Here is a 24,657-nt window from a genome sequence, read left to right on the forward strand (position 1 = left end):
ATGGGTTCTTCGATGACAACTGACCGCTTCGCAAACTCCATGTCGTCAGCGCTTCGCCATCCCGGCGTAATCGCGCTGATCGTGGCCGGCGTGACCATCTCCGCGATGTTGATCGTTGATCATGGGCCCTGGAGCCGCGCCAAGACCCAGCCGGCTCATGTCGCGATGTATGCGACCACGGGCGAGGCCGCCCACGCGGCAGGTGCCAAGGTGCTTCCGACCGAACCAAAATCCGCACTCGAGCCGGAGCGGCCGGGGCCAAAGACGTCCCCGACCATCAATCCGGTGCAGCCGTAAACGTCAGCTCTTGCGGCCGTAGCTCAGCAGTCCGCCGGTCGCCTTCGGCGGGTGGGCGCGAAGGGCTTCAGCTTGCCCGCCGTGTTCGCGGCCTTCGTGTCGCCGCTCTAGCCAATCACCGATGAGCCCAGCAAGGCGAGGACGGCCAGCGCCATCAGCGCGGTGCCGAGCCAGCCGAGCGCGACCAGCCATGACCGGGCCTTGAAGCGCCCCATGATTGTCCCGTTCGAGACGATCACCATCATCATCGCCATGATCGGGACCGCGACGATGCCGTTGAGCACGGCGCTCCAGACCAACATGTGGATGGAGTCGATTCCCGTAAAGCCAAGGCCGAAGCCGATCACGGTCGCGGCGGCGATGATGGTGTAGAAGCCGACCGCCTTCTCCGGCTTTGCCTCCAGCGTGGCGCGCCAGCCGAAAATTTCGGCAACGCCATAAGCCGCCGAACCCGCCAGCACCGGGATCGCCAAAAGCCCAGTGCCGATGATGCCGAGTGCGAACAGTGCAAAGGTGAAGTTGCCGGCGAGCGGGCGCAGCGCGTCGGCCGCTTGTGTCGCCGAACTGATGTTGGTGACGCCGTTGGCGTTCAGCACCGAGGCCGTGGTGAGGATGATGAAGAAGGCGATGCCGTTCGACAGCAGCATGCCGACCGCGGTATCGGCCCTGATGCGCGCGATTTCAGGGTCGCCGCCGCTCGGCAGGTCGCGCAGCGGCCTGTCGCGCTTGCCCTGGTTCATCTCCTCGACCTCTTGCGATGCCTGCCAGAAGAACAGGTAGGGGCTGATGGTCGTACCGAGGACCGCGACGACCATCATGAAATAATCGGCGTTGACGGTTGCCTTCGGCCACACCGTAGCAAGCAGCGCCGTGCCCCATGGGATCTTGACGGTGAAGGCGGTGGCGACGTAGGCGAACAGCGTCAGCGTCAGGAATTTCAGCACCGGCGAGTAGCGGCGATAAGGCACGAACACCTGGAGCAGGGTCGAGCCGGCTGCGAAGATCAGCGCGTGCTCGTGATTGAGCCCGCCGATGACCAGCGAGAGTGCCTCCGCCATCGCGGCAATGTCGGCGGCGATGTTGAAGGTGTTGGCGACGACGAGCAGCGTCACGAGCCCCATCACCAACCAGCGCGGTGCGAGCTGCAGGACGTTGGCAGCTAACCCCTTGCCGGTGACCCGGCCGATCTGCGCGCTGACGAGCTGGATGGCGATCATGAACGGCAGGGTCAGAAAGATCGTCCAGAGCAATCCGTAGCCGAATTGCGCGCCCGCCTGCGAATAAGTCGCGATTCCCGACGGATCATCGTCGGCGGCGCCGGTGATCAGACCAGGCCCCAGCCGCCGCAACAGCAGCAACGGAGCGGACTTCGCCGGCGCGTCCGAGCGCTCGTGGCCGGCGGGGCGATAATGCGATCGGTTCGACAGGGCTCACCCTCCGGAAATTACGAATTCAAGGCTTAAGCGCGAACATGGCCGGAAGGTTCCATACCCGGCCGGCAATGCGCCACGCACGCGGCGTCACCGCGTGCGTGGCCTTTCCGTTGCGCGGTCTAGCTCCACTTCAAGACAAGCCTGCGACCCGCTTGCGGGGACGCGCGACACACTTGCACGCGGCACGTTTAGATTGTAGGGAGCCATCATGAGCCATCGCCTGATGCCGACGAAGACCATTCCGCTCGTTACCGATCGGGCGGACGCGCTCATGCGCGACGGCTACCTTCTGCTCCGCGGTGCGGTCCCCGAAGGCTGGCGCGATGCGCTGCGGGGCGCCTTCGATGCCGGTGTGTGCAGCGGCGAGCGATGGGCGGCGCCCCGTGGCGCCGGCTGGCGCCATGCCCTGGTCGATCTCGATCCGATCGTGCAGCGAACCTGTCGTCTGCCGCCGCTGCTGGCGGCGGCGGCCATCAACCCTTGCACCGCGATGGTGTGGGCACCAAGACGGTCGCAGCCCTGGTCTTCCTCGACGATTACGGGTACGACGCGCCTCGTTCCGCGTCCTCTCGACTGTGGCGAGCCGGACGAAGCCTCGTCGCTGATCACCGTGGGAGAGGCGGGGGACGTCCTGGTGTTCGATGCCGACTTGCCGCACGGCGCGACCCGCAATCGCTCCGGCGCGCGGCGACGTTCATTGCTGCTGAGCTTCATGCCGGAGCGCATGTGCGAGGCACAGGAATCCAGCCGGGCTCTGCGCAACGTGCGCATGGACACGAGCGAAATGTTCCTCCCTGGGGAGCGCAGTCGGCCGGTCTAGGACAGCGGCGACAAATGCAGATAGCGGCCGTCGAACTGGGCGAGCTCCTGGAGCTTGTGCTCGTTGAGAATCCTTACCGTGCCGCGCTGAAGCTCCAGGACGCCGTCGACCCGCAGTTCGCGGAGGATGCGATTGGTGTGAACGCTGGTCACGCCCATGGCCTCGCCGAATTGCTCCTGGGTCAGCGGGACTGCGAAGGTATTGTCGATCACGCGGCCGATCAGGCGCAGCCGCTCGCGCAATTCGACGATCAGATGCGCGAGCCGGTTGTAGGTCGAGCGCTGGCCGACATTGACGATCCACTCCCGGGACACGGCGGCATCCACCAGCGTATCGCGCCAGAACATGTCGCCGACACCGGGGCGCTGGCCGATGAGATCGTTCAAGGCCTTGGGGGCGACGAAGGCCAGCGTGCAGTCGGACAGCGCAATCAGGTCGTGGTCGACGGTCGGGAAATGGAGGTTTTGCAAGTTAGGCAGGTCGCCGGGAATGTGGATCGACAGGATCTGGCGCCGGCCATCCGCGATCGTCTTGGAGCGGACGCAGAAGCCGTCGGCGATCAGGCAGCATTCGCTCGGTTGTTCGCCGTCGCGCAGCACGGCCTGGTTTTCGCGAAAGTTGCGGAGTGTGAACGGCAGCGCCGCGAGGGCTAGCAGATCCCGGTCATCCGCGCCGGTCGTCGTTTTCAGGCGCTGAAATAGCGGCGCCCAGATCATGTCGCTCGTCACGTCGCTCGATCCCCCACGCGCCTGAGCACGTGAAAGCCAGAAAGCACAGACCCGGCTTGTTGCGGATAACAAAGGTTAAGTGACGTGGGCCCGGTTTCTCAACATTGTGGACGACGGGTTAGTGAGAGACGAAAACACAACAAATGTTAAGTGTCGCAGGCGAGCCCCACGGCGCAGGTTCGTTTCGGAACGGCCGGTGCATCGCGACGTTCTCAGGTTAGGAGGACGCCGCGATGGACCATCTGACGAAGCGCGAACAGCCGGATCGGAGCAAGATCAACATGCACGAGGCCTGGGAGGTCAAGTACTGGACCCATGCGCTCGGCATCTCCAGGGAGGAGCTGCAGCAGGCCGTCGACAAGGTCGGTAATTCGGCAGCCGCCGTCCGCAAGGAGCTCGCGCTCTAACTCGCGACGTTCGACCCGGGACCCGATGGTCGCAGGTTTGCTTACTTGATGCTGACGAACATGCCCCAGGCCGCGGCGAGCGCCGCGCCGGTGAAGACGATCACCGGGCTATCGCAGAAGGTGCCGCCATAGCTGCACACGTCATGTCCGAACGAGCCGAGTTCGTGACGGCCCGCCGAATAGAACAATCCCGAAAGCCCGAGCAGTCCAGCGGCGACGTAGTACATGGCTCCCTCATGCGAGAACGGACATGTGCCAACATGGCGCGAACAGATTTCATTCCACCGAATACGGTTCGTCGCATTCGATTAAAGTTTGATCATTCGGCTGAACCCGCATCCGCTCCGGCGACACAAAGACAAGCAGGGCTGTTGCCTTGGCCGCACTCGCGCCGGAGAACGTATGTTTGCATGAACCCCGCTCTTGATCTCCTTTATCGCCTCGTTGCGATCGGGGTCGGTATCTATTGTGTCCGCAAGGCCTGGCATGGCTATGTCGAGAGAAAGATCCTGTTCGTCAGTGACGACTGGTGGGATTGGTCGAGATGGTCGCGGCAGGAGTTTTGCCGCGACACCATGCCGATCCGGTACTGGATACAGATGATCGGCACGGCCGGCGGCGCGCTGCTCTGCCTCGTCGGCGCGATCGTCGGGTGGCAGCCGAGCAGCTGAGCGTCATGGTCCCGGGCGATGCGGCCTGCACTGACGACGAAACAATTGAAACATGCCTGAAACCAGATCGTCCTGAACTCCCTCGCAGCCGGACCCGACCAACCGAGCGAAAAGGAGAAAGCCATGATCCAGGTCGGTTCGAAGGAAGAAGTCGCGTTGCTGCTGGCGCTGTTTGGGACGCATACCCAGCCCGTCAGGATACCGAAGCCAAAATCACCGCGCAGCTAAGGCGTACCCATGGCTGGCCTGGCCGATTGCCTGAGCTTTCTGCGCTTGCTGATCGCGAGGGGAGATCCAAAAGGTATCCCGCTGGCGACAGGCGCCATCGACGACTACCTGGCGATGGCGCCTGTTAGCGCACGCAGGCGCGGCCTGCGCGTGCTGCAGCAGGACGCGCTCGAACTGCACGTCAGCTCGGTCGGCGTGCAGCGCTCCTTCGCCGAGACGGTCGACGCCTATATCGAGCGCAAGCTGACGGAAGAGTAGGTGCGCTCGGGGCCCCGGCTCTGCGTGTCCAAGAAAGGGTTGGCATCGCTCTTGCTCCACGACGTCTCGAACCCGGCCCGGCCCATCGGGCCGTTTCAGAATGAGGCGATCACATGCAGTCAACGTCCCGTTTCGAAGCGACCGCGTCCTTGCAACTCCACGCCCTGATCTCCGATCTGCACTGGCGGATCCAGATGCTCGAGAGCGACATTGCCGAGGAGGAGCGCAACGCCGGCAATGCCGATCCCGGCAGCCCGACCTATTCCATGCTGGCGCAGGCGTTGCGTGCGCGCCGGGACAATCTGCGGACCTCGATTGCCCTGCTGGAAGCGCGGGTCGAGCGGGCGGCGCAAATGTCGCGCGCGGCTTAGACTAAGCGGCCGCTCGGTCTTCCGAACGCGCATTTTGGCCAACATAGGTCGGTTTTGCCTGCGGCTCGAAGCCGCTGGGGACGACATTCTTCGACCCGGTTCGGAACAAGTGTGCACTTTGGCACTTAGGAACTCCGCTACCTCGGAGTTTCAGGTCGTGACCGACAAGACGGAAGTGGAGGACTACAGGCCCGGCCGCGCGCAGCCGAGGCCCTCCTGTCCGACATGCAAGACGCCGTCGCGCTACATCACGTCGATGCTGGACGTGCGGCGCGACCGGTCTATCCTGATCTATCGATGTGACACCTGCCGCGAAGAAATCTGGCAATGATGTCGAGGGAGACGATGTCATGAAGGATTACCAGACGCAGCTCGAGAAGCTGCGCAAGGATGCCGCCGAATGCGCCTTGATCCGCGATCTTGCTACCGACAAATCCAAGCGTGAGCTGTTCGAAAGGCTCGCAAGCCATCTGACGGTGCTGGCGGACCAGGTCGAACTGGCGATACGAGATCACACGTCCGGCTCCGCAGCTTGAGCGATCCCGAAATACGACGGACCGCACGCGCAAAATTCTTCGATCTGGTTCACCTTCGAGTTGAAGGCTTCAGACCTGAGATCTCAGCTTCAGGCCTCTGGCGGCCACGTGCCCTTCAGCAAGCCGATCTTCCGGCCAAGCTGCCAGACCTCGACATCGCCGCGGCGCGCGAGCCGCTGTGCGTAGGCGAGCGCAGTCGTGTCGCTGGGAGCCTCGAAGGCCTCGGCGGAGCGGAAGACGCCGTCTTCGCCGACGAGATAGGCTCGGTATTGCTGGGTCATGTCGGCGCCCTCAGGCCGCGCGAATGCAGCCAGGCGTCGATCTGCATGGCCATCTCGTCCTGCCGCGCGCGGAGCAGCAGCATCTCGCGGTGGCGTCCCGGCGCAAGCGCGCGTGCTTGCTCGCGCAATTGCGCGGCTTCGTCTGCGAGCCTCTGATGAAGTGTCCTGGTCTGCTTGAAACGACGTCGCTTCAACATGGCGCTGCTTCCTCTTTCGAGTGGGGCGGGAGCGCGACGGGCGTTCTCATCACCGATATCTGCCACGGGCCTTGCGGTGATGTTCAACTGTACGACTTGCCTCGCAGAGAGTCTGCATCATTTGATAGGTTCGCGAAGAAACTTCTTCGCCGTTTTCAATGCGTTGATTGCGCACTTTGAGCCGCTTACGCATTTTGTGCGAAGACCGAATTTAGAGTTCACTTTTGAACAAAGCAGCGAGCCCTGGCAACGCCGCGGGCTTGCCGATTCCGGCGGTGCGCACGACGGTCTTACACTGGGCCGAACCATGTCGTCAGCGTCTCCAGAAGTCCGTCTCCGATCTCATCTCCGACCCACGCCACGTGCCCATCGGGCCTCACCAGCACGGCTTTCGGCGCGGCGACCAATCCGATTGCCGGAAGCTCCCATGTGCCGTCGTAGACGGCATCGACGCGCGTGACGCGATCGGCCCAGGGCGAGATGTCGAGCCGATGAGAGTGGGCGAAATGGAACAGCACGCCGCGCGGATCGTGCAGCAGCGTGAACAGCCGCAATGCGCGGCCCTCGATGTGCAAGGGGAGATCGGGCATGCGGCGGCCGAGCAGGGGATGCCCGCCGCCGAGGTCATAGCGGATGTCGAGCCCACTCATCATCGCGCCAAAGCGCTTGCGTGGCTCGTCCATCGCGAGCAGCTCGGAGACGATTTCGCGCGCGGCGTTGCGGCCCTCGTCGTTGCGGCGGAGAAGGGCGATCTGCGCCCTGGTGTTGCGCAGCACGCGTGCGGCCACGCCATGGCGTTCGACATGGTAGGTGTCGAGCAGGCTGTCGGGCGATTTGCCGTTCACCACCTGCGCCAACTTCCAGCCGAGATTGACCGCATCCTGCAAGCCTGTGTTGAGGCCCTGTCCACCGACGGAGTGATGGATATGCGCGGCGTCGCCGGCGAGCAGCACGCGCCCCCTGCGATAGGAGACGGCCTGCCGTGCCGCATCGGTGAAGCGCGAGATCCAGGCCGGGCTGTGAGCGCCGAAATCGGTGCCGTACACGGCGACCAGCGCATCGCTGAGATCGCGCAAGCTTGCTTCGCCGCTGCGTGCGAGCGTTGCTTCCGTCATGACCACCAGCACGCGTCCGTTTTCCGTCCTACTGAGGCCGTGAAAGCCGATTGCATCGTGACGCAGACCCCATGCCGGCGTCTCGCGCATCTCGACTTCGGCCATGAGGTTGCTGAGCGTCGGCTCGGAGCCGGCAAAATCGATGCCGGTCAGCTTGCGCACCAGGCTACGACCGCCGTCGCAGCCGATCAGATAGTCCGCGCGCAAGATTTCGCCGCTCGCAAGCCTCACGTCGATGCCGGTGTCGTCTTGCGTGAAGCCCGCCACCTCGCGATTGCGATAGACGGGGACGCCGAGCTCCGCGACCCAATCGGCCAGGATGCGTTCGATATGGCCCTGCCGCAGCGCGAGTCCGTAGGGGTGCCGGGTAGGCAGATCGCCGATGTCGAGCCGCTCCCAGGCAAATCCCGCGAGCTGGATGATGGTCCCTTCGCGCAGGAAGCGATCGGCAACGCCGCGCTGATCGAGGATCTCGATGCTGCGCGCGTGTAAGCCTCCGGATCGCGTGCCGGTGAGGTCCTGGCTGGCGCGGCGCTCGACGATGGCGACATCGGCCTTCGCGAGCGCCAGCTCCGCCGCCAGCATCAATCCGGTCGGCCCGCCACCGGCGATCACGACGGCATGGTCGGCCGGCGCTGCCTTCTCGTTGCGAGTTGGCAACGCGCGGGCGGTGCGCCGGCGGGACGTCGGAAGCAGGACAGGCATGTGGTGACCCCTCTCGGTGCTGTGAGGCGCGGGGTGTACACCGACGTCGGGAGCTTGAAGCAAGTCCCTTGCGCACCACATATCAAGCTGGGAGGAAGGGCGCGGGCTCGCCAGATCGTTGGTTTGACACATCGGGCAAAACACTGGCACAATGGCATCATCGAAATTTTGGTTCAGCCCGCGCGGAACAATCCGCCGCGGGCATTTTTAATGCCGCCGTCCTGATCGGAGTGCACGCATGAGCCCGTCCGGTTCCCTCGTCGCGATCCTGCCCTGCAATGACCTCGATGCGTCGGAGCGGTTCTACAACCGCTTGGGCTTTTCGCGCCCGGACTGCGATCGGCCAGCTGCCGGAGAGGCGGACACCTATCGCATATTGTCGAACCGGCAGGGCGGATATCTGCATCTGACCGATGCAGTCGAGGGATGGTTGAGCCCGGGCCGAAACCCTCTCGGGCTTTATCTCTATCTCGAGGATGTCGACGCTGCCGCGCGCGAATTTCAGCAATCAGCGGAAGACAAGCCGTGGGGGATGTACGAGTTTGCGCTGTCCGATCCGGATGAGACGTTGGTGCGGATTGGATGGCCGAGCCGGCTGCGCGGTGGAGGCAATCGTTCGTCTGCAACTGGCTGAGGCCGGCCTCTATACGGTCCGCCGAGCCCACCAAGCTTGCTCGTTTGACACGTCGGGCAAAACACTGGCATTATCGCATCATCGAAAAAGTTTGGCTCAGCCCGCCGGAGTGATCCGTGGCGGGTTTTTTTAATGCCGTCTCGCTTGTCGTGAGATCGCAGCGTCGCCATCGCGACGGGCCGCGATCCAATTGCAACTCGAGGTTTGACACGTCGGGCAAAACACCGGCATAATGGCATCATCGAAACGAGTTTGTCAGGCCCGCGCGGGAGCATCCGCTGCGGGCTTTTTCGTTTCGATCTCAGGAATCGGACGGCGTCCGGCGCATCGCGGCCTCGCCCTCGTTGAAAGGCCTTCGTGGAACGCCGATCAGCGCGCCGCCGTCCGAACCACTTTGTTGGCCGTGCACGCGCGAACGTGCCGGCCGGCGGCGCGAGCCTTTGCTTGCGCCGCCGCGGTCCCCGGAGGGGATAAGTTCGCGCCGAAACGATCGCGCTTCGTCTCGCGATCTGCCGCACTGTTATTTTCTTGGAGAAGCGATGACGCTCTATCTGATATCGCTCGCGCTGGCGGGCCTGATCGCAATTGTTGTGTGGGAGAGTTTCGCTTGAGTGACGGTCTATGGCATGAGCCAGACAAGCTGATCGGCTACTGCGTGACGATCTATTTCGCGAAGCTCCTTGTCTGGGACAAGGTTCTGGGCCTCGGATCGACGCATCCTCTGACGGGGTTTGCGGCAATCACCGCAAATCTCGTCGTTTCGTTCTACTTCGCCAAGCGCGGCTTTGAGAATGTTGCAAGGATCATCAAGCGGTGAAGATGCCAGACGACGAGATCAGGGCAATCGTGGCCGAGACATTGGCCGAACAACAAAAGCACCAGCAGGAGAGTATCGATGCGATCGTGTTGAAAGCGGTGGCGTCAGTGTTGGCGTCCTTTGGCATCGAAGACGATGACCGAAAGGAGATGAGGGCGGACTTTCAGCACCTGCGGCGGTGGCGAAGGAGCGTGGAGCAGGCACAGAGCTATACGTGTAAGGCGGTCATTACGGTGATTGCGGCCGGCCTAATGGGGGCTGTCTGGTTCGGAGTGAAGGTCGTGCTGAGCAAGTAAATTTCTGGTCGTGGCGCCGCCGTCGCACTGCCAATCCAATTCGATAAGTCATGCCCTGTACAGAATCCCGTATGGTCGATGCTTCAGATGATGACGTTGCCGATGCCTTGACTGATCTGCATCGACTGACGTTCTTCGATGCCGCGGCCATGCCGGATTTCGAACTCGGGGCGTGGTGGCTTGCCCACCAATGTGATAATGCAGTCGCCTTCGCAGGCGTCGTGCCGTCCACCTATGCACGAAATTGCGGCTCTTTTTCCAGAGTCGGAGTCTTGCAGCGGCATCGGGGCTGGGGACTTCAACTTCGTTTGATGCGGGCGGTAGAAGCGCGGGGCCGGCGCATGCGATGGAACGGCATCGTTTCAGACACGACGGATAACAGCTTCTCCGCAAATAATTTCATTCGGGCGGGCTATCGGCTCTATGAGCCCGAGGCGCCGTGGGCCCGGCCGCATACGCTTTATTGGCGAAGGTCGCTTCGTTGAGCAGGTTTCCCGTGACGCGGAAGGCGGCTCGAAACGTAAATGGAGTGCGGCGCCGAAGTAGGCGCTGCCTTGCCGCCTGGAATGCATAAGGACCCGGCAGCTTGACCGCTGCCGGGTCCTTTTGCGTTTCGAAGTGTTGCTGCCGAGGTACTTGCGAAGTCCGGCCTCCCGGGCTTTAAGTTCACTTGCAGCAAATTCGGCGAGCACAAGCCGATGTAGGGGAGCGCCCGGGATGTCCACCAAGCCTCAATTACCTGAGCGCCCGCTTCGGGCGGCGGGAAGGCCAACCGCGCTTGATGGTCTGCTAGTCGTGGATTTCACGCGCGTGGTCGCGGGGCCCGCCTGCACACAGACGCTCGCCGATTTCGGTGCACGAGTCGTCAAGATCGAGAACCCCGATGGCGGCGACGACACGCGCGCCTACGAGCATGCCGAAATCGGCGGCGAGAGTGCGGCCTTTCTCAGCCTGAACCGCAACAAAACCGGCATCGCGCTCGATCTCGTCGTGCCGGAGGCGCGCGAGATTGCGCTCGATCTGATCCGCAAGGCGGACGTGGTCGTCGAGAATTTTTCCAGCGGCGTCATGAAGAAGTTCGGCCTCGACTACGAGGCGGTCGCGCCGCTCAACCCGCGCCTGGTCTATTGCTCGATTTCCGCTTACGGACGCACCGGACCCTTCGCCTCGCGTCCGGGCTTTGACCCTATCACCCAAGCAGAGAGCGGCTTCATGTCGCTCAATGGATTTGCCGATGGTCCAGCGGTTCGCACCGGCCCGCCCATTGTCGACATGGCGACGGGGATGTCGGCCTGCAATGCGATCCTGCTGGCGCTCCTGGCGCGGGATCGGCTCGGCCGAGGTCAGCATGTCGAAGTCGCGCTGTTCGATGTCGCGATGGGCATGACTGGATTCTACGGGATGGCCTATCTGATCAACGGAGAGAATCCCGGACGGTTCGGCAATTCGCCGAACGGGTCGCCCACTGTCGGTGTCTACGAGGCATCCGATGGTCCGCTCTACATGGCTTGCGCCAATGATCGGTTGTATCGACGGCTGGTCGTCGAGGTAATGAACCGTCCGGATCTCATCAATGAGCCTCAGTTCGCCACGCGCAAGGCGAGGTCCGAGAACAAGGAACTGCTGCGTGCGGCCATCGCGGAGGTGTTCGCCGGCGACACGCTCGAGAACTGGATGGCGAAGATGAAACTAGCCAACATTCCGGTCGGCTATCTCAGAACCGTCGAGGAAGGTTTCAACGCGCCCGAGGCACGCGAACGCGCGCGCTTGAGCCGAATCCCGCATCGCACGGCGGAGTGGGTTCCGAACATCGAGCCGCCGATCAGCATGAGTGTGACGGCGGCAATCGATCCAGTGGCTGCGCCGCTGCTGGGCGAGCATACGGAAGGCGTCATGCGCGAGACGCTTGGTTACGATGAGAAGCGGATTGCGATCTTGACCGAAAAAGGGGTGTTCGGACGGCGCAGGCCGTGACCTCGGACTGAGCGCGGCAACTGCTTGATTTGGCCAGGTTCCCGCCGCATAAATATATGAGAGCGAGGGACACGAATGGCGCCTGGTCAAGAGCCGAGGATGGGGCAGTCGGTAGCGACGGTCTCCGGCGAACGAGCCTATGCGACGATGATTGCCAAGGCCCGGTCGCTCGTGCCGCAATTGCGGGAACGCGCGGCTCGCACGGAGGAGCTGCGGCATCTGCCGCCGGAGACCGAGCGGGACCTGCACGATGCCGGCCTGTTCCGGATGCTTCAGCCGAAGCGCGTCGGCGGTGCCGAACTCGATTACGTCGCCCTGATCGACTGCGCCGAGCTGCTGGGACGGGCCGACGCATCGGTGGCGTGGAATTTGGCCAATCTGGCGAGCCACCACTGGATGCTCGGCATGTTCGAGCAGCGTGCGCAGGAATTGGCTTGGGGGAAAGACCCCGACGTCCTGATTGCGTCGTCGTTCATCTTCCCCGCCGGCCGCGCCCGGAAGGTCGAGGGCGGATACCGGCTGCACGGAAGCTGGCCTTTCTCATCCGGCGTCGGCTCATGCGCGTGGAACATGCTCGCGAGCGTCGTGTCATCCGACGATGAGGCCGACGGTATAGAATACCGCATCTTTCTGCTGCCGAAGGCCGACTACAAGATTCTCGACACCTGGAATGTCGCGGGATTGCGCGGCACCGGGTCGTCGGATGTCGAAGTCAGGGATGCCTTTGTACCAGAGCATATGACGGTCGCCGTGGGCGATCTTGCAGGAGGAGCAACGCCCGGCAGCAAGGTGAACCCGAATCCGCTGTACGCGCTGCCGGTGTTCTCGCTGTTTCCCTATGTTCTCTCTGGCGTCGCGCTCGGGAATGCGCAGGCCTGCCTGGACGACTATACGGAAGTCGCGCGTCATCGCATCTCGACGTACAACCGCGCCAAGCTGAGCGACTTCCAAAGCACGCAGATCAAGATCGCCGAAGCCTCCGCCAAGATCGATGCCGCGCGCCTGATCATGCGCTCGGCCTGTATCGAGGCGATGGAGCATGCGCGGCGCGACCATCCGCCCGACATGGCGACCAAAACCAGATATCGGCGAGATGGGGCTTTCTCGGTCAATCTGTGCACGGATGCCGTCTCGATGCTGTTTGCGGCGAGCGGGGCGCGGGGATTGTTCACAACTGGCGTGCTGCAGCGCCAGTTCCGCGATGCGCATGCGATCAATTCTCACCTGGCGTTCAATTTCGATGCGGCCGGAACCAATTATGGACGCGTGGCACTCGGCCTGCCGTCCGAGAATCTTACGCTGTGAGGCCGGCCGATGAATGATCTGCCTAAGCAGCCGGCCATTCCCGACCCGGCCAACGAACTCGCGAGCGACAGTTCGTCGATCGATCCTCGCGATTTTCGCAACGCCCTCGGTACCTACGGAACGGGTGTCACGATCATCACGGCAACGGCCGCCGACGGAAAGCCGTATGGCATCACCTGCAACTCGTTTGCGTCGGTCTCCTTGAATCCTCCCTTGGTCCTTTGGAGCCTTGGAGTTTATTCATCAAGCCTGACCGTGTTTCAGAACGCCAGCCATTTCACCGTTCATGTGCTGGGCACCTCGCAGCAGGCGCTTGCAGACAAATTCGCAAAGTCGTCGGAAGACAAGTTCGCCGGCGTGGAGTGGATACCGGGCCTTGGTAACGCTCCGGTGCTTGCCGAGAGCGTGGCGAATTTTCAGTGCCGATCCGTCAATCGTTATTATGGCGGTGATCACGTGATCTTTCTCGGCGCGGTCGAGGCCTACGCCTACCACGCCAAAGAGCCGCTGCTGTTTGCGCGGGGGACGTATGGCCGGTTTCTGGCTGACGACGAGCGCAAGAAGCCGTAAGGCGATTCAGTGGTCTGTTGCCGAGAGCTTGTAGATTTCCAAGGCGTCCGCGTCTGCGCCGCGCGCAGCTTTGGCGAGCCTGAACATCTGTCCTGCCAGGGTGGCCATCGGCACCGGCGTTGATGTTGCCTGGGCGACGTCGGCGACCGTGTCGAGATCCTTCAGCATCGTCGCAATGTGACCGAGCGGTGGCGAGTGGATGCCCTGGACCATGCGCGGCACGAAGAGCTGAAGCGGGATCGAATCCGCAAAGCCGCCGGCAAGCGCTTCGGGCAGCCGGCTTGCGTCAATTCCCGCATTGGAGGCAAGGCGCGTCGCCTCCGCAAGCACGGCCATCGCGCATCCCACGATCACCTGGTTGCAGAGTTTTGTGGTTTGGCCGGCGCCGGTCGGACCCATGTGGGTGAAACGGCGCGCCATGGCCAGCACATAAGGCCTCGCCCTCTCGATATCAGCTGCTTCTCCGCCCGCCATGATGGCCAGTGTCCCTTCCTCAGCACCCTTGGTGCCGCCGGACACTGGCGCATCGATCCAGCTCGCGCCGTTCGCACCTTTCAATCGTGCCGCGAGATCGCGCGCGGCGTCAGGGTGAATCGACGAGAAGTCGACCACGAGCTTGCAAGCGCCGGGAGCCGTTGCAAGACCCACGGGCCCGAAAATCACCTCTTCGACGGCGGCGGCATCGGTTACGCACATGAAGACGATATCGCAATTCGCCAAGAGGTCACGAGGTGTGTCAGCGCGCTTAGCGCCTGCCTCGATGAGCGGAGCTGCCTTGCCTTCCGAACGGTTCCAGACGTTGACGTGATAACCGGCCTTGAGCAGCCGAAGGGTCATCGGCGTCCCCATCAATCCAAGGCCGAGATAGCCGAGCCTCTCGACGCCCTGCGGGTTTACCTTGCTCGCATCAGCCATAGGTTGCCTCTTTCTGTCGCGGCGCAACGCCACCCGACCGCTGCGCACCATACATAACGTGTCTCGCAGCGAAACCGACCGGCTTGCATGGCTTGCCTGATTGTTTGAACCATGAAACATTTAGGTTGGTCGGGTTGGGTGGCGTCGGTGGGCGCCGGAGCAACGGAGTGGGCACGATGCGGGCAGTTTCGAGGTGGATGCTGGCAATGGGGGCTGTGGCGGTCATGATAGCCGGCGCGAGCCCCACAAGGGCCCAGCAGACGATCCGAGTGGGCTGGACCATCCCGGCGGAGGAATCCAAATACTGGATGATGCGCAGGCCGGCCGAATTTCCCGATATCGGCAAGACCTACAATATCGAATGGACCCAGTTTCAGGGCACTGCGCCCATGACGCAGGCCTTGGCGGCCGGCGCACTGGATTGCGCAACACAAGCGCCGCTCTCGCTCGCCAACGGCGTGGTCGGCGGCAATCTTAAGGCCTACATCGTCGCCCAGCATGTCTTCGAGAAGCCCGGTGGCTTCTCGGTCTATTGGGCGGTCATGGATGATTCCCCGATCAAGACCATCGCAGATCTCAAGGGCAAGACGGTCGGCATTTCCGTGATCGGCGGCGGCACGCAAGGCCCGTTCAACCTGCTTCTGAAGCAGAACGGCGTCGATCCGGCCAAGGACATCAAACTGGTCGAGGTCGGCTTTGCCGTCTCCGAAGATGCCCTGCGCCAGGGCCGCGTCGACGCGGTCAACATGAACCAGCCTTTTGCGGCGCGGGCGGAGGCCAAGGGCGGCATCCGCAAGCTGTTCTCGTTGTCGCAGGCCATGCCGAACATCGTGCACATCCTGGAAGCCTGTCGTGCCGATTTCGTCGACAAGAACCCCGAACTGGTGAAAGCCTATGTCCGCGACATCACGTTGGGCATGAAGAAGGCGCTCGCGAACCGCGAAGAGACCTTGAAGGTCGTCAACGAAGTCCTGAAGGCGCCGATTCCGGTGCTCGAAACCTATCTGCTCAAGGATAACGATTTCGGCCGTGATCCCGGTGCGGCGCCGAATTTTCCCGCGATTCAGAAGATGCTCGACATCTATGCGGATACGGGAATGTTGCCGAAGCTGGATGTGGCGCAGTTCAAGCACCCGACGATCGTCGCGCCGCTGCAATAGGCGATTGGGTCGTCCGTCGGATCAATGAGGTGGCAATGTCCCTCCCCGTGCGGGACGTTGCATGAAGATGATGCAGGCATGAAGAAGCTGCGGTCACGGACAACGACTGACGGGCTCGACCGGGCTCCGCATCGCGCCTTTATGCGCGCGATGGGTCTGGATGATGCGGCCATTGCCAAGCCGATGGTGGGCATTGTGAGCATGAAGGGCGAGCAGACGCCCTGCAATATGACACACGACTTCCAGGTGGCGGCGGCCAAGACCGGGATCGAGGAAGCCGGCGGCACGCCGCGCGAGTTCTCGACAATCTCGGTATCCGACGGCATCAGCATGAATCACGAGGGGATGAAGTTCTCTCTGTTCTCGCGTGAACTGATCGCCGACTCCATCGAAGCCGTCGTCCACGGCCTCGCCTACGATGCGCTGATCGGGTATGGCGGATGCGACAAGACGCTTCCGGGCGTGATGATGGGCATGGTTCGCTGCAACGTTCCTTCCATCTTCATTTATGGTGGCAGCTCGCTGCCGGGGCGCGTGGACGGGCGGACGCTGACGGTGCTAGACTCCTACGAGGCTGTCGGCAGCTATATGACCGGCGATATCGACGCTGCGACGCTCGAGCGGATCGAGCGTGCCTGCCTGCCGACCATCGGCGCCTGTGCCGGTCAGTTTACCGCGAACACGATGGGGATGGTGTCGGAGGCGATGGGCCTGACCATTCCCAACGTGTCGATGGTGCCAGGAGTCTATGTCGAGCGCGCCCAGATCTCGCGGCGTGCCGGACGACTGATCATGGAGATGCTCGAACGGGGTGGTCCGCTGCCGCGCGACATCGTAACGCGCAAATCCCTGGAAAACGGCGCGGCCATCGTTGCCGCGACAGGCGGCTCCACCAATGCCGCGCTGCATTTGCCGGCAATCGCGAATGAGGCCGGCGTCGCGTTCACGATCGATGACGTCGGCGAGGTGTTTGCCAGGACGCCGTTGATCGGAAACTTGCGGCCAGGAGGCAAGTACACGGCGAAGGACGTCTATGATATCGGCGGCGCGGCCGTCGTGATCCGCGAATTGATTCGGAGTGGACATGTCGATGGCAGCTGTCTGACCATCACCGGCCGTACACTCGCGGAGGAATATGGTGCGGCCAACGCGCCCGATGGCGAGGTCGTCTATGCGGCCCGCGCGCCGATGATGCCCGATGGCGGTGTTGCGGTGCTGAAGGGCAATCTCTGCCCTGATGGCGCAGTTATCAAGGTTGCGGGTTTGAAGAGCCAGTTCTTCGAGGGCGTCGCGCGGGTCTTCGAGGATGAAGAGGCCTGTGTCGCGGCGGTACGAGATCGCAGCTACAAGGTTGGCGAGGTTCTGGTGATCCGCAATGAGGGGCCGGTGGGCGGTCCCGGCATGCGCGAGATGCTTGGGGTCACTGCGCTGATATACGGGCAGGGTATGGGCGAGAAGGTCGCCCTGATCACGGATGGGCGGTTCTCCGGTGCCACGCGAGGCATGTGTATCGGCTATGTATCCCCGGAAGCGTATGTCGGTGGGCCGCTGGCGCTTGTGTGCAATGGCGACAAAATCCGGATTGATGCCGCCGGCCGCCGCATGGATTTGCTGGTTGATGCGCAGGAACTCGCTGCACGTCGACGTGATTGGAGGCAACGCCCGCCGCGTCATCGCGCGGGTGCGCTCGCAAAATATGCGCGTCTGGTTGGTCAGGCCCCCGGCGGAGCAGTCACGCATGAGGGACCGGCGGAGTGGCCTTGGTTCGATTGACGTATTGCGCGCGTGAGTGGCGGCCGGTTTGGCAGGTTTCTTGCTAGTCTCGTGTGACGTTCGCGCGTGAGTGAAGCGAGAGGCGGGATGAAGGTAGTGCCTTCGAGATCGAGTGAATGGGTGAGATCGGTGACGTCGCAAAAGCCGGCTTCTGCGATCATCGAGATCGATCGCGTCTCGCAGGTCTTCCAGACTTCGGCGCGCAAGGATCATTTGGCACTATCGGACATATCCTTGACGATTGAGGAGGGCGCATTCGTCTCCATCCTTGGTCCGTCCGGCTGTGGCAAGTCGACGCTGCTTTACATCGTCGGTGGCTTCGTCAGCCCGACCAGCGGTGCAGCGCGGATAAAAGGTCAGACGATCAACGGTCCAGGGCCGGATCGCGGACCGGTGTTCCAGGAATTTGCGCTGTTTCCATGGAAGACCGTGCTGGGAAATGTGATGTATGGGCCGCGCCAGCAAGGTGTACGAGCCGCCGAAGCCGAAGCGCAGAGTCGGGCGCTGATCGAGATGGTCGGCCTGAAAGGTTATGAGAACTTCTACCCGAAGGAACTGTCGGGTGGCATGAAGCAGCGCGTCGCGCTGGCCCGAACGCTTGCCTACCATCCCGAAGTCCTGTTGATGGACGAGCCGTTCGGCGCGCTCGACGCTCATACAAGGACGCGCCTCCAGAACGATCTCCTGAACATATGGGAACGCGACCGCAAGACGGTACTGTTCGTCACCCATTCGGTCGATGAAGCCGTCTTTCTCTCGGACAAGGTTGTCATGATGACGAAGTCTCCTGGTCGTATCAGGGAAGTCATCGATATCGACCTGCCGCGACCGCGACGCCGCAACGAGTTGTTGCTCGATCCGCGCTACCAGAAATACGTCGTCGACATCGAGCGCATGTTCGACGAAAGCGATGAAGCCGGTTCGCCTTCATGACACCGTCGGGGGGCATCGCGAAACGTGCAGCGCCGGTGTTGGCTTGCATCGGATTGCTGGCGGTTTGGCAGGTGGCGTCGCTCGCGATGAAGAGCGACAGCTTTCCCACGGCGTTTGAGGCGATCCGCGCAATTCCGGATATCCTCGGGGACAAGGAATCCCTGATCAACATCCTGGCCTCGCTCCGCCGTATGGCGATCGGATTTGGCATCGCCGTGCTGGTTTCGATTCCGCTAGGTCTGTTTATGGGCCGCAGCCGGGCCGTCGCAGCCTTCTTCAATCCACTGTTGATGGTGATCTATCCGGTGCCGAAGGCAGCGTTGATGCCGATCATCATGCTTTGGCTTGGCGTTGGTGACATCACCAAAACGCTGGTGATCTTCCTCGGTGTCAGCCTGCCGGTGATCTATCACGGTTTTGAGGGCGCCAAGGCCGTCGAGGAGAAGATGCTGTGGTCAGGCGCGGCAATGGGGCTTTCGCCCTTGCAGCGCCTGGTCCGGATCGTGTTGCCGGCCGCGCTCCCGGAGATCCTGACGGGGTGCCGCACCGGCCTCGTGCTGGCGCTGATCACCATGATCACCAGCGAGATGATCGCGCGCCAGTCGGGCGCCGGTAACATTCTGTTCAATGCGCTCGACATGGGGCAATACGATACAGTTTACGCGATGATCATCATCGTCGGCGCGATGGGCATCTGCCTCGATGCGATCTTCGAGCGCGTCCGCGCAAGGCTCGTGCGCTGGTCGGAACCTCAGTTTGACATGCCGCTGAGCTTCTCATGATGTCACGTAGTCTGTCAGCAAGCGTCATCTTTGGGCTCGCGCCGATCGTGCTGGTCATCGCGCTCTGGCAGGCGCTTGTTTCGTTCGGCTTCGCGCCTGCGGTTTTGTTGCCGCCGCCGGGCTTGGTTTTCAACCGGTTGCTCCAGCAACTCGTGACATGGACATTTCAGCAGGAAATCGCGGCAACCCTTGTCCGGCTCTTTGCCGGCTTCGCGATCGCGGTCGTCTTCGGCGTCAGCATCGGCATTGCGGCCGCCGCGAATCCTGCGATCAATGCCGTCGTTCGGCCGATCGTGCGCGTGTTGGCGCCATTGCCGAAAGTCGCGCTCTACCCGGCGCTGCTGTTGTTGCTGGGCTTCGGCCATGGATCGAAGATCACGTTGGTGGCGGCGGATGCACTCTTTCCGATATTGCTGTCGACCTACTATGGCGCATCGACAGTCGAACAGAAGCTGATCTGGTCGGCCATGGCGGCGGGAACGCCACGCTACGAAATCCTGTTCAAGGTCGTCTTGCCGGCGGCGATGCCGTCGATCCTTACTGGATGCCGGATCGGCCTTGTCATTTCCTGCATCGTGGTGTTCCTGGCCGAGATGATCACGTCGACGGACGGGCTGGGCCACGCCCTCGTGACAGCGGCTCGCACCTTCCAGGCGGTCGATATGTTCGTGCCGCTGATCACGATCTCGCTTCTGGGGTTGATTCTCAACGCGTTGTTGGGTGCGGTGCGATCGTTTCTCTTGCGGGGCTTTCCCGAAGCGTGACTTGGCGAACAAGAACAGAGGACCGGGAGTGAATCATGCTGGCGGATCGCATTGAGGCAAAATGGATCGACGCGTTTTGCGAGATCTTTGAGCGTTGCGCCGTCAAGGCCGGCGATACCGCGGCGATCCTCTCGGAAACCCAATCTCGCGCTTTGAATGTGCACCTCGCGGAGCTGGCCCTCCTGCGAATGGGTGCGAAGCCGTTTCACGTGGTCATGCCGACTCCGCGCAACAAGAATATCGTTCCTGTCCGCTCGACGGGCGCCAGCGAGGCGATCCAGAAGGTTGGTCCGGTCATCACTGCACTTCAGCAGGCAGGCTTCGTGGTGGATTGCACGATCGAGGGCCTTATGCATGCGGTGGAGACGCCCGAGATTCTCAAGGCCGGCGCGCGCATCCTGGTGATCTCCAATGAACATCCCGAGGCGCTGGAGCGGATGGTGCCGGATCCGGCACTGGAGAAGCGCGTTCGCGCGGCGGCCAAGATGTTGCGCGGGGCCAAGCGGATGCGGGTCACCTCGAAGGCCGGGACGGCGCTCGACGTCGACATGATCGGAGCGTCGACGGTTGGCGTCTGGGGCTGGACGGACAAACCCGGTACGCTGGCGCATTGGCCGGGTGGCATCGTCGTCAGCTTTCCCAAGAGCGGAACGATCAATGGAACGCTGGTGATGGCGCCCGGGGATATCAACCTCACGTTCAAGCGCTACCTGACGTCGCCGGTGAAGATGACCCTGAAGGACGACTACGTCGTCGACCTGGATGGCGAGGGTGCCGATGCCGCGATGATGCGCGCCTACCTCGCCGCCTGGGGCGATCGGGAGGCCTATGCTGTCTCGCATGTCGGTTTCGGTATGAACCCGGGAGCGCGCTATGAGGCGCTGTCGATGTACGATCAGCGCGACACCAACGGCACGGAGATTCGTGCCGTCTCCGGCAACTTCCTGTTCTCGACCGGCGCCAACGAGTTTGCTGGTCGCTACACCGCGGGCCATTTCGACTTGCCGATGATGGGGACGACCATCCAGCTCGATGGGGTCGCGGTGGTCCGGGAAGGTGTCCTCCAGGACGTATTCGGCTAGTTGCGGTCGCGCACGGGCGGTCGAGCCAGGTCGAAGTGCCTGAGCAAGTCGACCATGGCCTGGAGCCGCTTCACGCGGTAAGCATCAACGTCCATGCCTGAGTAGTCGAGGAACCCGGCGCCTGTGCGCAGGCCGATCCGGCCTTCATGCATGTTGCGCGAAATGACCTCTGGCGCCCGATAGCGGTCGCTTCCCAGTGCGCCCTCCAGATACCGGCTGGCGTAATACAGAATGTCGCCGCCGCCCCAGTCGATGAATTCCAGCAGTCCGAGCACGGCATAGCGGAAGCCGAAACCGTAGCGGATCGCCTTGTCGATCTCCTCGGCGCTGGCGACGCCTTCTTCGACCATGCGCGCGGCCTCGTTCATCGCCAGCGCCTGGATGCGCGGGACAATGAAGCCGGGAGTCGCCGCGCAGACCACGGGGACCTTGCCGATGCCTTCGAGCAACGCCTTGACCTCGTCGATGATGGTGGGGTCGGTGGCTTTGCCGGGCGACACCTCTACCAGCGGGATCAGATATGCCGGGTTGAGCCAGTGCACGTTGAGGAAGCGCCGCGGATTTTCGATTGCTCCGGAGAGATCGTCGACGAGGATAGTCGACGTGGTCGATGCGATGATCGTATCTGGGGCGACCTGCCTTGAAGCTGCCCCCAGCACCTCGCGCTTAAGCTCGACGACCTCGGGTACGCCTTCGAAAACCATTCCGGCTTTGGACAGCGCGGCGCCGCTTTGGCTCGCCTGCACCACCGAAACCCGCGCGATCAGCGGATCGACGTCTGTCTCGGTCAGCAACCCCAGCTTCGCGAGGCTGGCAAAGGTCTTCCTGACCTCGCTGAGTGCATCCGCTCCGAGCTGGGCGAAATCCTCCGCTGAACGCGCCTTGATGTCGATCATCGTGACCGTGTGTCCCGCATAGGCGAACGCGACCGCGATCCCCCGGCCCATGCGACCGGCCCCGAGGCAGGCAATGTTGGCGCGACTGCTCATCAGTCAAAACCCTTCGCGAAGCAGTGTCTGCAATTCGGCCTTGTGAAGCTTGCCAAGCCCCAGCGTCTCCAACGTCCGGCCGCCTTGCGTAAAATCCTCGCCGCAGATTGCGCCGCCGATGGCGAGGAATGCCTTGGCGAGCGGCGTAGCGACGCCAGCCAGTTCAGCCGCAGATACCAGCAGCGACAACCCGAGCCGCAGATCCTCACGCATGTAGCGGTGCTCGGTCAGCACGATCCGTTCGCGCCAGTCGCCGGAATCCGTCAGGCGGTCATGCGAACCGCGGCCATACATCCAAATCTCGCCTTCCTTCGCGTAATGGTGCGCAAGTGGAAAGTGCGGCGCGCCATAGCCTAGCGCCTCGCGTACGGCGATCCGCTCGGCATCGAGGGCGTCGGTCACGCGCCGGATAGCGGCCTGCGTTCCTTCCTTGTGAATGTCCCATCGCTCGAAATGCTCGATCGGGCCCGCGTTCATCACGATCAGCGGCGGATGAATGATGCAGCCCGCATTCATCAGCGCGCCAGACAGCGCGTCACCGCAGGGCTCGATCACATCAGGAAAGGCGCGTCCAATCACCTCGAGCGCGTGTGGCGCCTGGTTGAGCGGGAACACGCCGACCGGCAGCCGCTTGGCGCGGATGGTGATGGCGACCTCGAACGGTCCGTGCTTGCGGGTGAGCCAGGGCAGCGTGCCAGTCTCGGCAAAGCTTGCTTTGGCACGGTTCCCGGCGCCTCTCGCGGCCTGCGCGAAGATCATTGAGCCGAATGTCGCAGGTGGCAGGAAGACCACCTGGCCATCACGCAGATGCGGGGCAAGTAAACGTGCGATGTCCTCCTGCGCGAAAGCGGGAGCAGGGCAGAGGATCAGCTCAACCTCGCTGACCGCCTCGGCGATATCGGTCGTTACCAGCGCCAGCTTTACGTCGTGACGGCCATTGTGGTCCTTCAGCAGGATGCGCGAGCCGGCGGCACGATGTGCGTCGACCTGTTCCGCGTCCCGGCGCCACAGTCGAACCTCGTGCCGCGACAGCGCAAAATCGCCCGCGGCCGCGAAAGAGCCGTTTCCCCCGCCCAGAACCGCAATCTTCAAGATGCTTCTCCTTGCGTGCGCGACTGCGCATCAAGCTGCTTCAGCAGGAAATGCTGAACCTTGCCAAGCGCTGTGCGCGGCATGTCGGCGACGAAGACGATGTCGCGTGGAACCTTGTAACGGGCAAGCTGGGCTTGAACGTGCGCTCTCAGTTCGTCCGCTTCGAGACGGCGGCCGGATCGCCGGATGACGTAGGCGATGGGCACCTCGTCCCAGCGCGGGTCCGGCCTTCCGATCACGGCGCATTCGCTGACATCGGGATGCTCGAGCAGCACCCGTTCGACTTCGGCGGGATAGACGTTCTCGCCGCCGGAAATGATCATGTTCTTCTTGCGGTCGCGGACCCAGAAATAGCCATCGGCGTCGCACAGGCCGATATCGCCGGTACGATACCAGCCGTCGTGCAGCGCATCGCGCGTGGCGTCCGCATTGCCCCAATATTCGAAGAACACGTTGGGCCCGCGCACCGCAATCTCGCCGGGTGTGCCCGCGGGCACCTCGTTGCCGGCCTGATCGATCACCTTCGCTTCGCAGCACAAGCCTGCCAGTCCGGTCGATCCCGCTCGCGACAGGTCCCCGCCGAGGCGGGTATAGACCGCGATGGGGCAGGTTTCCGTCGAGCCATAGACCTGGAGCACCGGCACACCGCGCGCGACGAAGCGATCGATCAGGTGCGCTGGCACGATGGTCGAGCCGGTGGCGACGGCTTTCAGCGAGGAGAGATCCGTTGTCGCCCAAGCCGGGTGCTCGCTGACGGCCTGAATGATTGCGGGCACCATGACCGTCAAGGTCGGCTGTTCTCGTTCGATCGCGGCGAGCGCGGTGTCCGGGGTGAAGCGGGCGTGGATTGTGACGGTCGCACCAAGCTGGAGCGCCGCGGTCGTCTGAATATTGAGACCGCCAACATGGAAGAACGGTAGCACCGTGAGGATATGATCGTCCGACGTCATGTTGTGCATGTGCTGGCTCATCACGCCGTTCCAGAACAGCGCCTCCTGCCGCAGCACCGCGCCCTTCGGCCGTCCGGTTGTCCCTGACGTGTAGACGATCAGAAGCGGGCAGGAGAGATCGGTGTGCGGGTTGCGCCCGCTACTTCCCCTTCGTGCCAGCAGGCTTTCGAGGGTCGTGCCGCGCGGTGGCGAGAAATCGAGGCCAATGACCGCAGTCCCCGGCGCGAGTTCGGAGAGAACGCCCTCAAACGCCTGCTCGAGCACCAGCACCTTGGCGCCGGCATCGGTGAGGATGAAGAGCTGCTCGGCGATCGCCAGCCGCCAGTTCAGGGGTACCAGCATCGCGCCGAGCCGCGCACATGCGTAGAGCAGAACCAGATAGTCGGGCCGGTTCAGGCTCAAGATCGCGACGCGGTCGCCGCGTCCGACACCGCACTCATGCTTCAGGGCTGTCGCAGTCCGTTCGATGCGATCGGCAAACGCCGCGTAACTCAGCCGTCCGCCTTCAAAGGCAATGGCTGTCTTCTCTGGCGCAAACGCCGCGTTGCGATCGATCAGACTACAGAGATCCACC

31 protein-coding genes are annotated in these 24,657 nt (G+C 62.8%); 21 read left to right on the plus strand and 10 right to left on the minus strand.

Features of this window, described 5'->3' with window-relative positions; translation table 11 throughout:
- Positions 1-297, plus strand: a complete 297-nt coding sequence (locus XH90_RS11400) for a hypothetical protein (protein WP_194482659.1) — start codon at positions 1-3, stop codon at positions 295-297.
- 107 nt (positions 298-404) lie between these two features.
- Here XH90_RS11400 and XH90_RS11405 read toward each other — a convergent pair whose 3' ends face one another.
- Positions 405-1,652, minus strand: a complete 1,248-nt coding sequence (locus tag XH90_RS11405) for an NRAMP family divalent metal transporter (RefSeq protein ID WP_194482660.1) — start codon at positions 1,650-1,652, stop codon at positions 405-407.
- Positions 1,653-1,938: 286 nt separating this feature from the next.
- On the opposite strand from XH90_RS11405, the gene XH90_RS11410 reads away from it, so the two are divergent.
- The gene (locus XH90_RS11410) at positions 1,939-2,550 is read left to right on the plus strand and encodes a phytanoyl-CoA dioxygenase family protein (protein ID WP_246755770.1); all 612 of its coding nucleotides are present in this window, start codon (positions 1,939-1,941) and stop codon (positions 2,548-2,550) included.
- Here XH90_RS11410 and XH90_RS11415 read toward each other — a convergent pair.
- Positions 2,547-3,278, minus strand: coding sequence for a Crp/Fnr family transcriptional regulator (locus XH90_RS11415; protein WP_194481431.1), 732 nt, complete (start codon positions 3,276-3,278; stop codon positions 2,547-2,549). The genes XH90_RS11410 and XH90_RS11415 overlap by 4 nt on opposite strands.
- A 233-nt stretch (positions 3,279-3,511) precedes the next feature.
- Between XH90_RS11415 and XH90_RS11420 the strand changes: the two genes are divergently transcribed.
- Positions 3,512-3,685, plus strand: a complete 174-nt coding sequence (locus tag XH90_RS11420; protein WP_194481433.1) for a DUF3606 domain-containing protein — start codon at positions 3,512-3,514, stop codon at positions 3,683-3,685.
- A gap of 41 nt (positions 3,686-3,726) precedes the next feature.
- Here XH90_RS11420 and XH90_RS11425 read toward each other — a convergent pair whose 3' ends face one another.
- Positions 3,727-3,912 (minus strand): hypothetical protein, encoded by a 186-nt coding sequence (locus XH90_RS11425; RefSeq protein ID WP_194481434.1) that lies wholly within the window; start codon positions 3,910-3,912, stop codon positions 3,727-3,729.
- A 183-nt stretch (positions 3,913-4,095) separates the two neighbouring features.
- On the opposite strand from XH90_RS11425, the gene XH90_RS11430 reads away from it, so the two are divergent.
- The 5 genes from XH90_RS11430 (at position 4,096) to XH90_RS11450 (ending at position 5,749) form a co-directional block, all read left to right on the plus strand.
- Positions 4,096-4,356, plus strand: a complete 261-nt coding sequence (locus XH90_RS11430) for a hypothetical protein (RefSeq protein ID WP_194481436.1) — start codon at positions 4,096-4,098, stop codon at positions 4,354-4,356.
- Between the two features lie 237 nt (positions 4,357-4,593).
- Positions 4,594-4,842 carry a hypothetical protein gene (locus XH90_RS11435; protein WP_194481437.1) on the plus strand — a complete coding sequence of 83 codons (249 nt, stop codon included), beginning with the start codon at positions 4,594-4,596 and terminating at the stop codon, positions 4,840-4,842.
- A 113-nt stretch (positions 4,843-4,955) separates the two neighbouring features.
- Positions 4,956-5,213, plus strand: coding sequence for a hypothetical protein (locus XH90_RS11440; protein ID WP_194481438.1), 258 nt, complete (start codon positions 4,956-4,958; stop codon positions 5,211-5,213).
- A gap of 157 nt (positions 5,214-5,370) precedes the next feature.
- The gene (locus tag XH90_RS11445; RefSeq protein WP_194481440.1) at positions 5,371-5,544 is read left to right on the plus strand and encodes a hypothetical protein; all 174 of its coding nucleotides are present in this window, start codon (positions 5,371-5,373) and stop codon (positions 5,542-5,544) included.
- A 19-nt stretch (positions 5,545-5,563) separates the two neighbouring features.
- Positions 5,564-5,749, plus strand: a complete 186-nt coding sequence (locus tag XH90_RS11450; protein WP_194481442.1) for a hypothetical protein — start codon at positions 5,564-5,566, stop codon at positions 5,747-5,749.
- An 89-nt stretch (positions 5,750-5,838) separates the two neighbouring features.
- Here XH90_RS11450 and XH90_RS11455 read toward each other — a convergent pair whose 3' ends face one another.
- The 3 genes from XH90_RS11455 to XH90_RS11465 all read right to left on the minus strand — a co-directional run bounded on the left by XH90_RS11455 (position 5,839) and on the right by XH90_RS11465 (position 8,047).
- Positions 5,839-6,030 carry a hypothetical protein gene (locus tag XH90_RS11455; protein ID WP_194481443.1) on the minus strand — a complete coding sequence of 64 codons (192 nt, stop codon included), beginning with the start codon at positions 6,028-6,030 and terminating at the stop codon, positions 5,839-5,841.
- Positions 6,027-6,227 carry a hypothetical protein gene (locus XH90_RS11460; protein ID WP_194481445.1) on the minus strand — a complete coding sequence of 67 codons (201 nt, stop codon included), beginning with the start codon at positions 6,225-6,227 and terminating at the stop codon, positions 6,027-6,029. The genes XH90_RS11455 and XH90_RS11460 overlap by 4 nt, the downstream gene beginning before the upstream one ends.
- 290 nt (positions 6,228-6,517) lie before the next feature.
- On the minus strand, positions 6,518-8,047 hold the full coding sequence (locus XH90_RS11465) for an FAD-dependent monooxygenase (protein WP_194481446.1): 1,530 nt from the start codon (positions 8,045-8,047) through the stop codon (positions 6,518-6,520).
- Positions 8,048-8,285: 238 nt separating this feature from the next.
- Here XH90_RS11465 and XH90_RS11470 point away from each other — a divergent pair, with 238 nt between their 5' ends.
- From XH90_RS11470 to XH90_RS11500, 7 genes are all read left to right on the plus strand, one after another.
- Positions 8,286-8,681, plus strand: a complete 396-nt coding sequence (locus tag XH90_RS11470; protein WP_194481448.1) for a glyoxalase — start codon at positions 8,286-8,288, stop codon at positions 8,679-8,681.
- Between the two features lie 607 nt (positions 8,682-9,288).
- Positions 9,289-9,498, plus strand: a complete 210-nt coding sequence (locus XH90_RS11475; RefSeq protein ID WP_194482917.1) for a hypothetical protein — start codon at positions 9,289-9,291, stop codon at positions 9,496-9,498.
- Positions 9,495-9,794 carry a hypothetical protein gene (locus tag XH90_RS11480; RefSeq protein WP_194481450.1) on the plus strand — a complete coding sequence of 100 codons (300 nt, stop codon included), beginning with the start codon at positions 9,495-9,497 and terminating at the stop codon, positions 9,792-9,794. Before XH90_RS11475 ends, XH90_RS11480 begins: the two co-directional genes overlap by 4 nt.
- 71 nt (positions 9,795-9,865) lie before the next feature.
- Entirely contained in the window at positions 9,866-10,279 is a 414-nt protein-coding gene (locus tag XH90_RS11485) for a GNAT family N-acetyltransferase (RefSeq protein WP_246755771.1), read from the plus strand.
- A gap of 232 nt (positions 10,280-10,511) precedes the next feature.
- Positions 10,512-11,768 carry a CaiB/BaiF CoA-transferase family protein gene (locus XH90_RS11490; RefSeq protein WP_194481454.1) on the plus strand — a complete coding sequence of 419 codons (1,257 nt, stop codon included), beginning with the start codon at positions 10,512-10,514 and terminating at the stop codon, positions 11,766-11,768.
- Between the two features lie 75 nt (positions 11,769-11,843).
- Positions 11,844-13,073 (plus strand): acyl-CoA dehydrogenase family protein, encoded by a 1,230-nt coding sequence (locus tag XH90_RS11495; protein WP_194481455.1) that lies wholly within the window; start codon positions 11,844-11,846, stop codon positions 13,071-13,073.
- Positions 13,074-13,082: 9 nt separating this feature from the next.
- On the plus strand, positions 13,083-13,643 hold the full coding sequence (locus XH90_RS11500; RefSeq protein WP_194481457.1) for a flavin reductase family protein: 561 nt from the start codon (positions 13,083-13,085) through the stop codon (positions 13,641-13,643).
- 6 nt (positions 13,644-13,649) lie between these two features.
- Here the strand turns inward: XH90_RS11500 and XH90_RS11505 are convergent, their stop codons facing one another.
- Positions 13,650-14,558 carry an NAD(P)-dependent oxidoreductase gene (locus tag XH90_RS11505; protein ID WP_194481458.1) on the minus strand — a complete coding sequence of 303 codons (909 nt, stop codon included), beginning with the start codon at positions 14,556-14,558 and terminating at the stop codon, positions 13,650-13,652.
- Between the two features lie 176 nt (positions 14,559-14,734).
- Here XH90_RS11505 and XH90_RS11510 point away from each other — a divergent pair, with 176 nt between their 5' ends.
- The 6 genes from XH90_RS11510 to XH90_RS11535 all read left to right on the plus strand — a co-directional run bounded on the left by XH90_RS11510 (position 14,735) and on the right by XH90_RS11535 (position 21,052).
- Positions 14,735-15,718, plus strand: coding sequence for an ABC transporter substrate-binding protein (locus XH90_RS11510; protein WP_194481460.1), 984 nt, complete (start codon positions 14,735-14,737; stop codon positions 15,716-15,718).
- Between the two features lie 78 nt (positions 15,719-15,796).
- Positions 15,797-17,491 carry a dihydroxy-acid dehydratase gene (gene ilvD, locus XH90_RS11515; RefSeq protein WP_194481462.1) on the plus strand — a complete coding sequence of 565 codons (1,695 nt, stop codon included), beginning with the start codon at positions 15,797-15,799 and terminating at the stop codon, positions 17,489-17,491.
- Between the two features lie 87 nt (positions 17,492-17,578).
- Positions 17,579-18,424: an ABC transporter ATP-binding protein gene (locus tag XH90_RS11520; protein ID WP_194481464.1), complete on the plus strand. Its 846-nt coding sequence runs from the start codon at positions 17,579-17,581 to the stop codon at positions 18,422-18,424.
- Positions 18,421-19,206: an ABC transporter permease gene (locus XH90_RS11525; protein ID WP_194481466.1), complete on the plus strand. Its 786-nt coding sequence runs from the start codon at positions 18,421-18,423 to the stop codon at positions 19,204-19,206. Before XH90_RS11520 ends, XH90_RS11525 begins: the two co-directional genes overlap by 4 nt.
- Positions 19,203-19,970 (plus strand): ABC transporter permease, encoded by a 768-nt coding sequence (locus tag XH90_RS11530; protein WP_194481468.1) that lies wholly within the window; start codon positions 19,203-19,205, stop codon positions 19,968-19,970. The genes XH90_RS11525 and XH90_RS11530 overlap by 4 nt, the downstream gene beginning before the upstream one ends.
- Before the next feature lie 35 nt (positions 19,971-20,005).
- Positions 20,006-21,052: a peptidase M29 gene (locus XH90_RS11535; protein ID WP_194481470.1), complete on the plus strand. Its 1,047-nt coding sequence runs from the start codon at positions 20,006-20,008 to the stop codon at positions 21,050-21,052.
- On the opposite strand, the gene XH90_RS11540 is transcribed toward XH90_RS11535, so the two are convergent.
- Genes XH90_RS11540 through XH90_RS11550 form a run of 3 tightly spaced genes read right to left on the minus strand, consistent with a single transcriptional unit; the run spans position 21,049 to position 24,656 of the window.
- On the minus strand, positions 21,049-22,041 hold the full coding sequence (locus tag XH90_RS11540) for a 3-hydroxybutyryl-CoA dehydrogenase (protein ID WP_194481472.1): 993 nt from the start codon (positions 22,039-22,041) through the stop codon (positions 21,049-21,051). The two genes, XH90_RS11535 and XH90_RS11540, sit on opposite strands and share 4 nt — an antisense overlap.
- Before the next feature lie 3 nt (positions 22,042-22,044).
- On the minus strand, positions 22,045-23,133 hold the full coding sequence (locus XH90_RS11545; RefSeq protein ID WP_194481474.1) for an NAD/NADP-dependent octopine/nopaline dehydrogenase family protein: 1,089 nt from the start codon (positions 23,131-23,133) through the stop codon (positions 22,045-22,047).
- Entirely contained in the window at positions 23,130-24,656 is a 1,527-nt protein-coding gene (locus XH90_RS11550; RefSeq protein WP_194481476.1) for a class I adenylate-forming enzyme family protein, read from the minus strand. Before XH90_RS11550 ends, XH90_RS11545 begins: the two co-directional genes overlap by 4 nt.
- Position 24,657: the final 1 nt, after the last annotated feature.

The organism is Bradyrhizobium sp. CCBAU 53338 (assembly GCF_015291665.1).
Classification (GTDB): domain Bacteria; phylum Pseudomonadota; class Alphaproteobacteria; order Rhizobiales; family Xanthobacteraceae; genus Bradyrhizobium.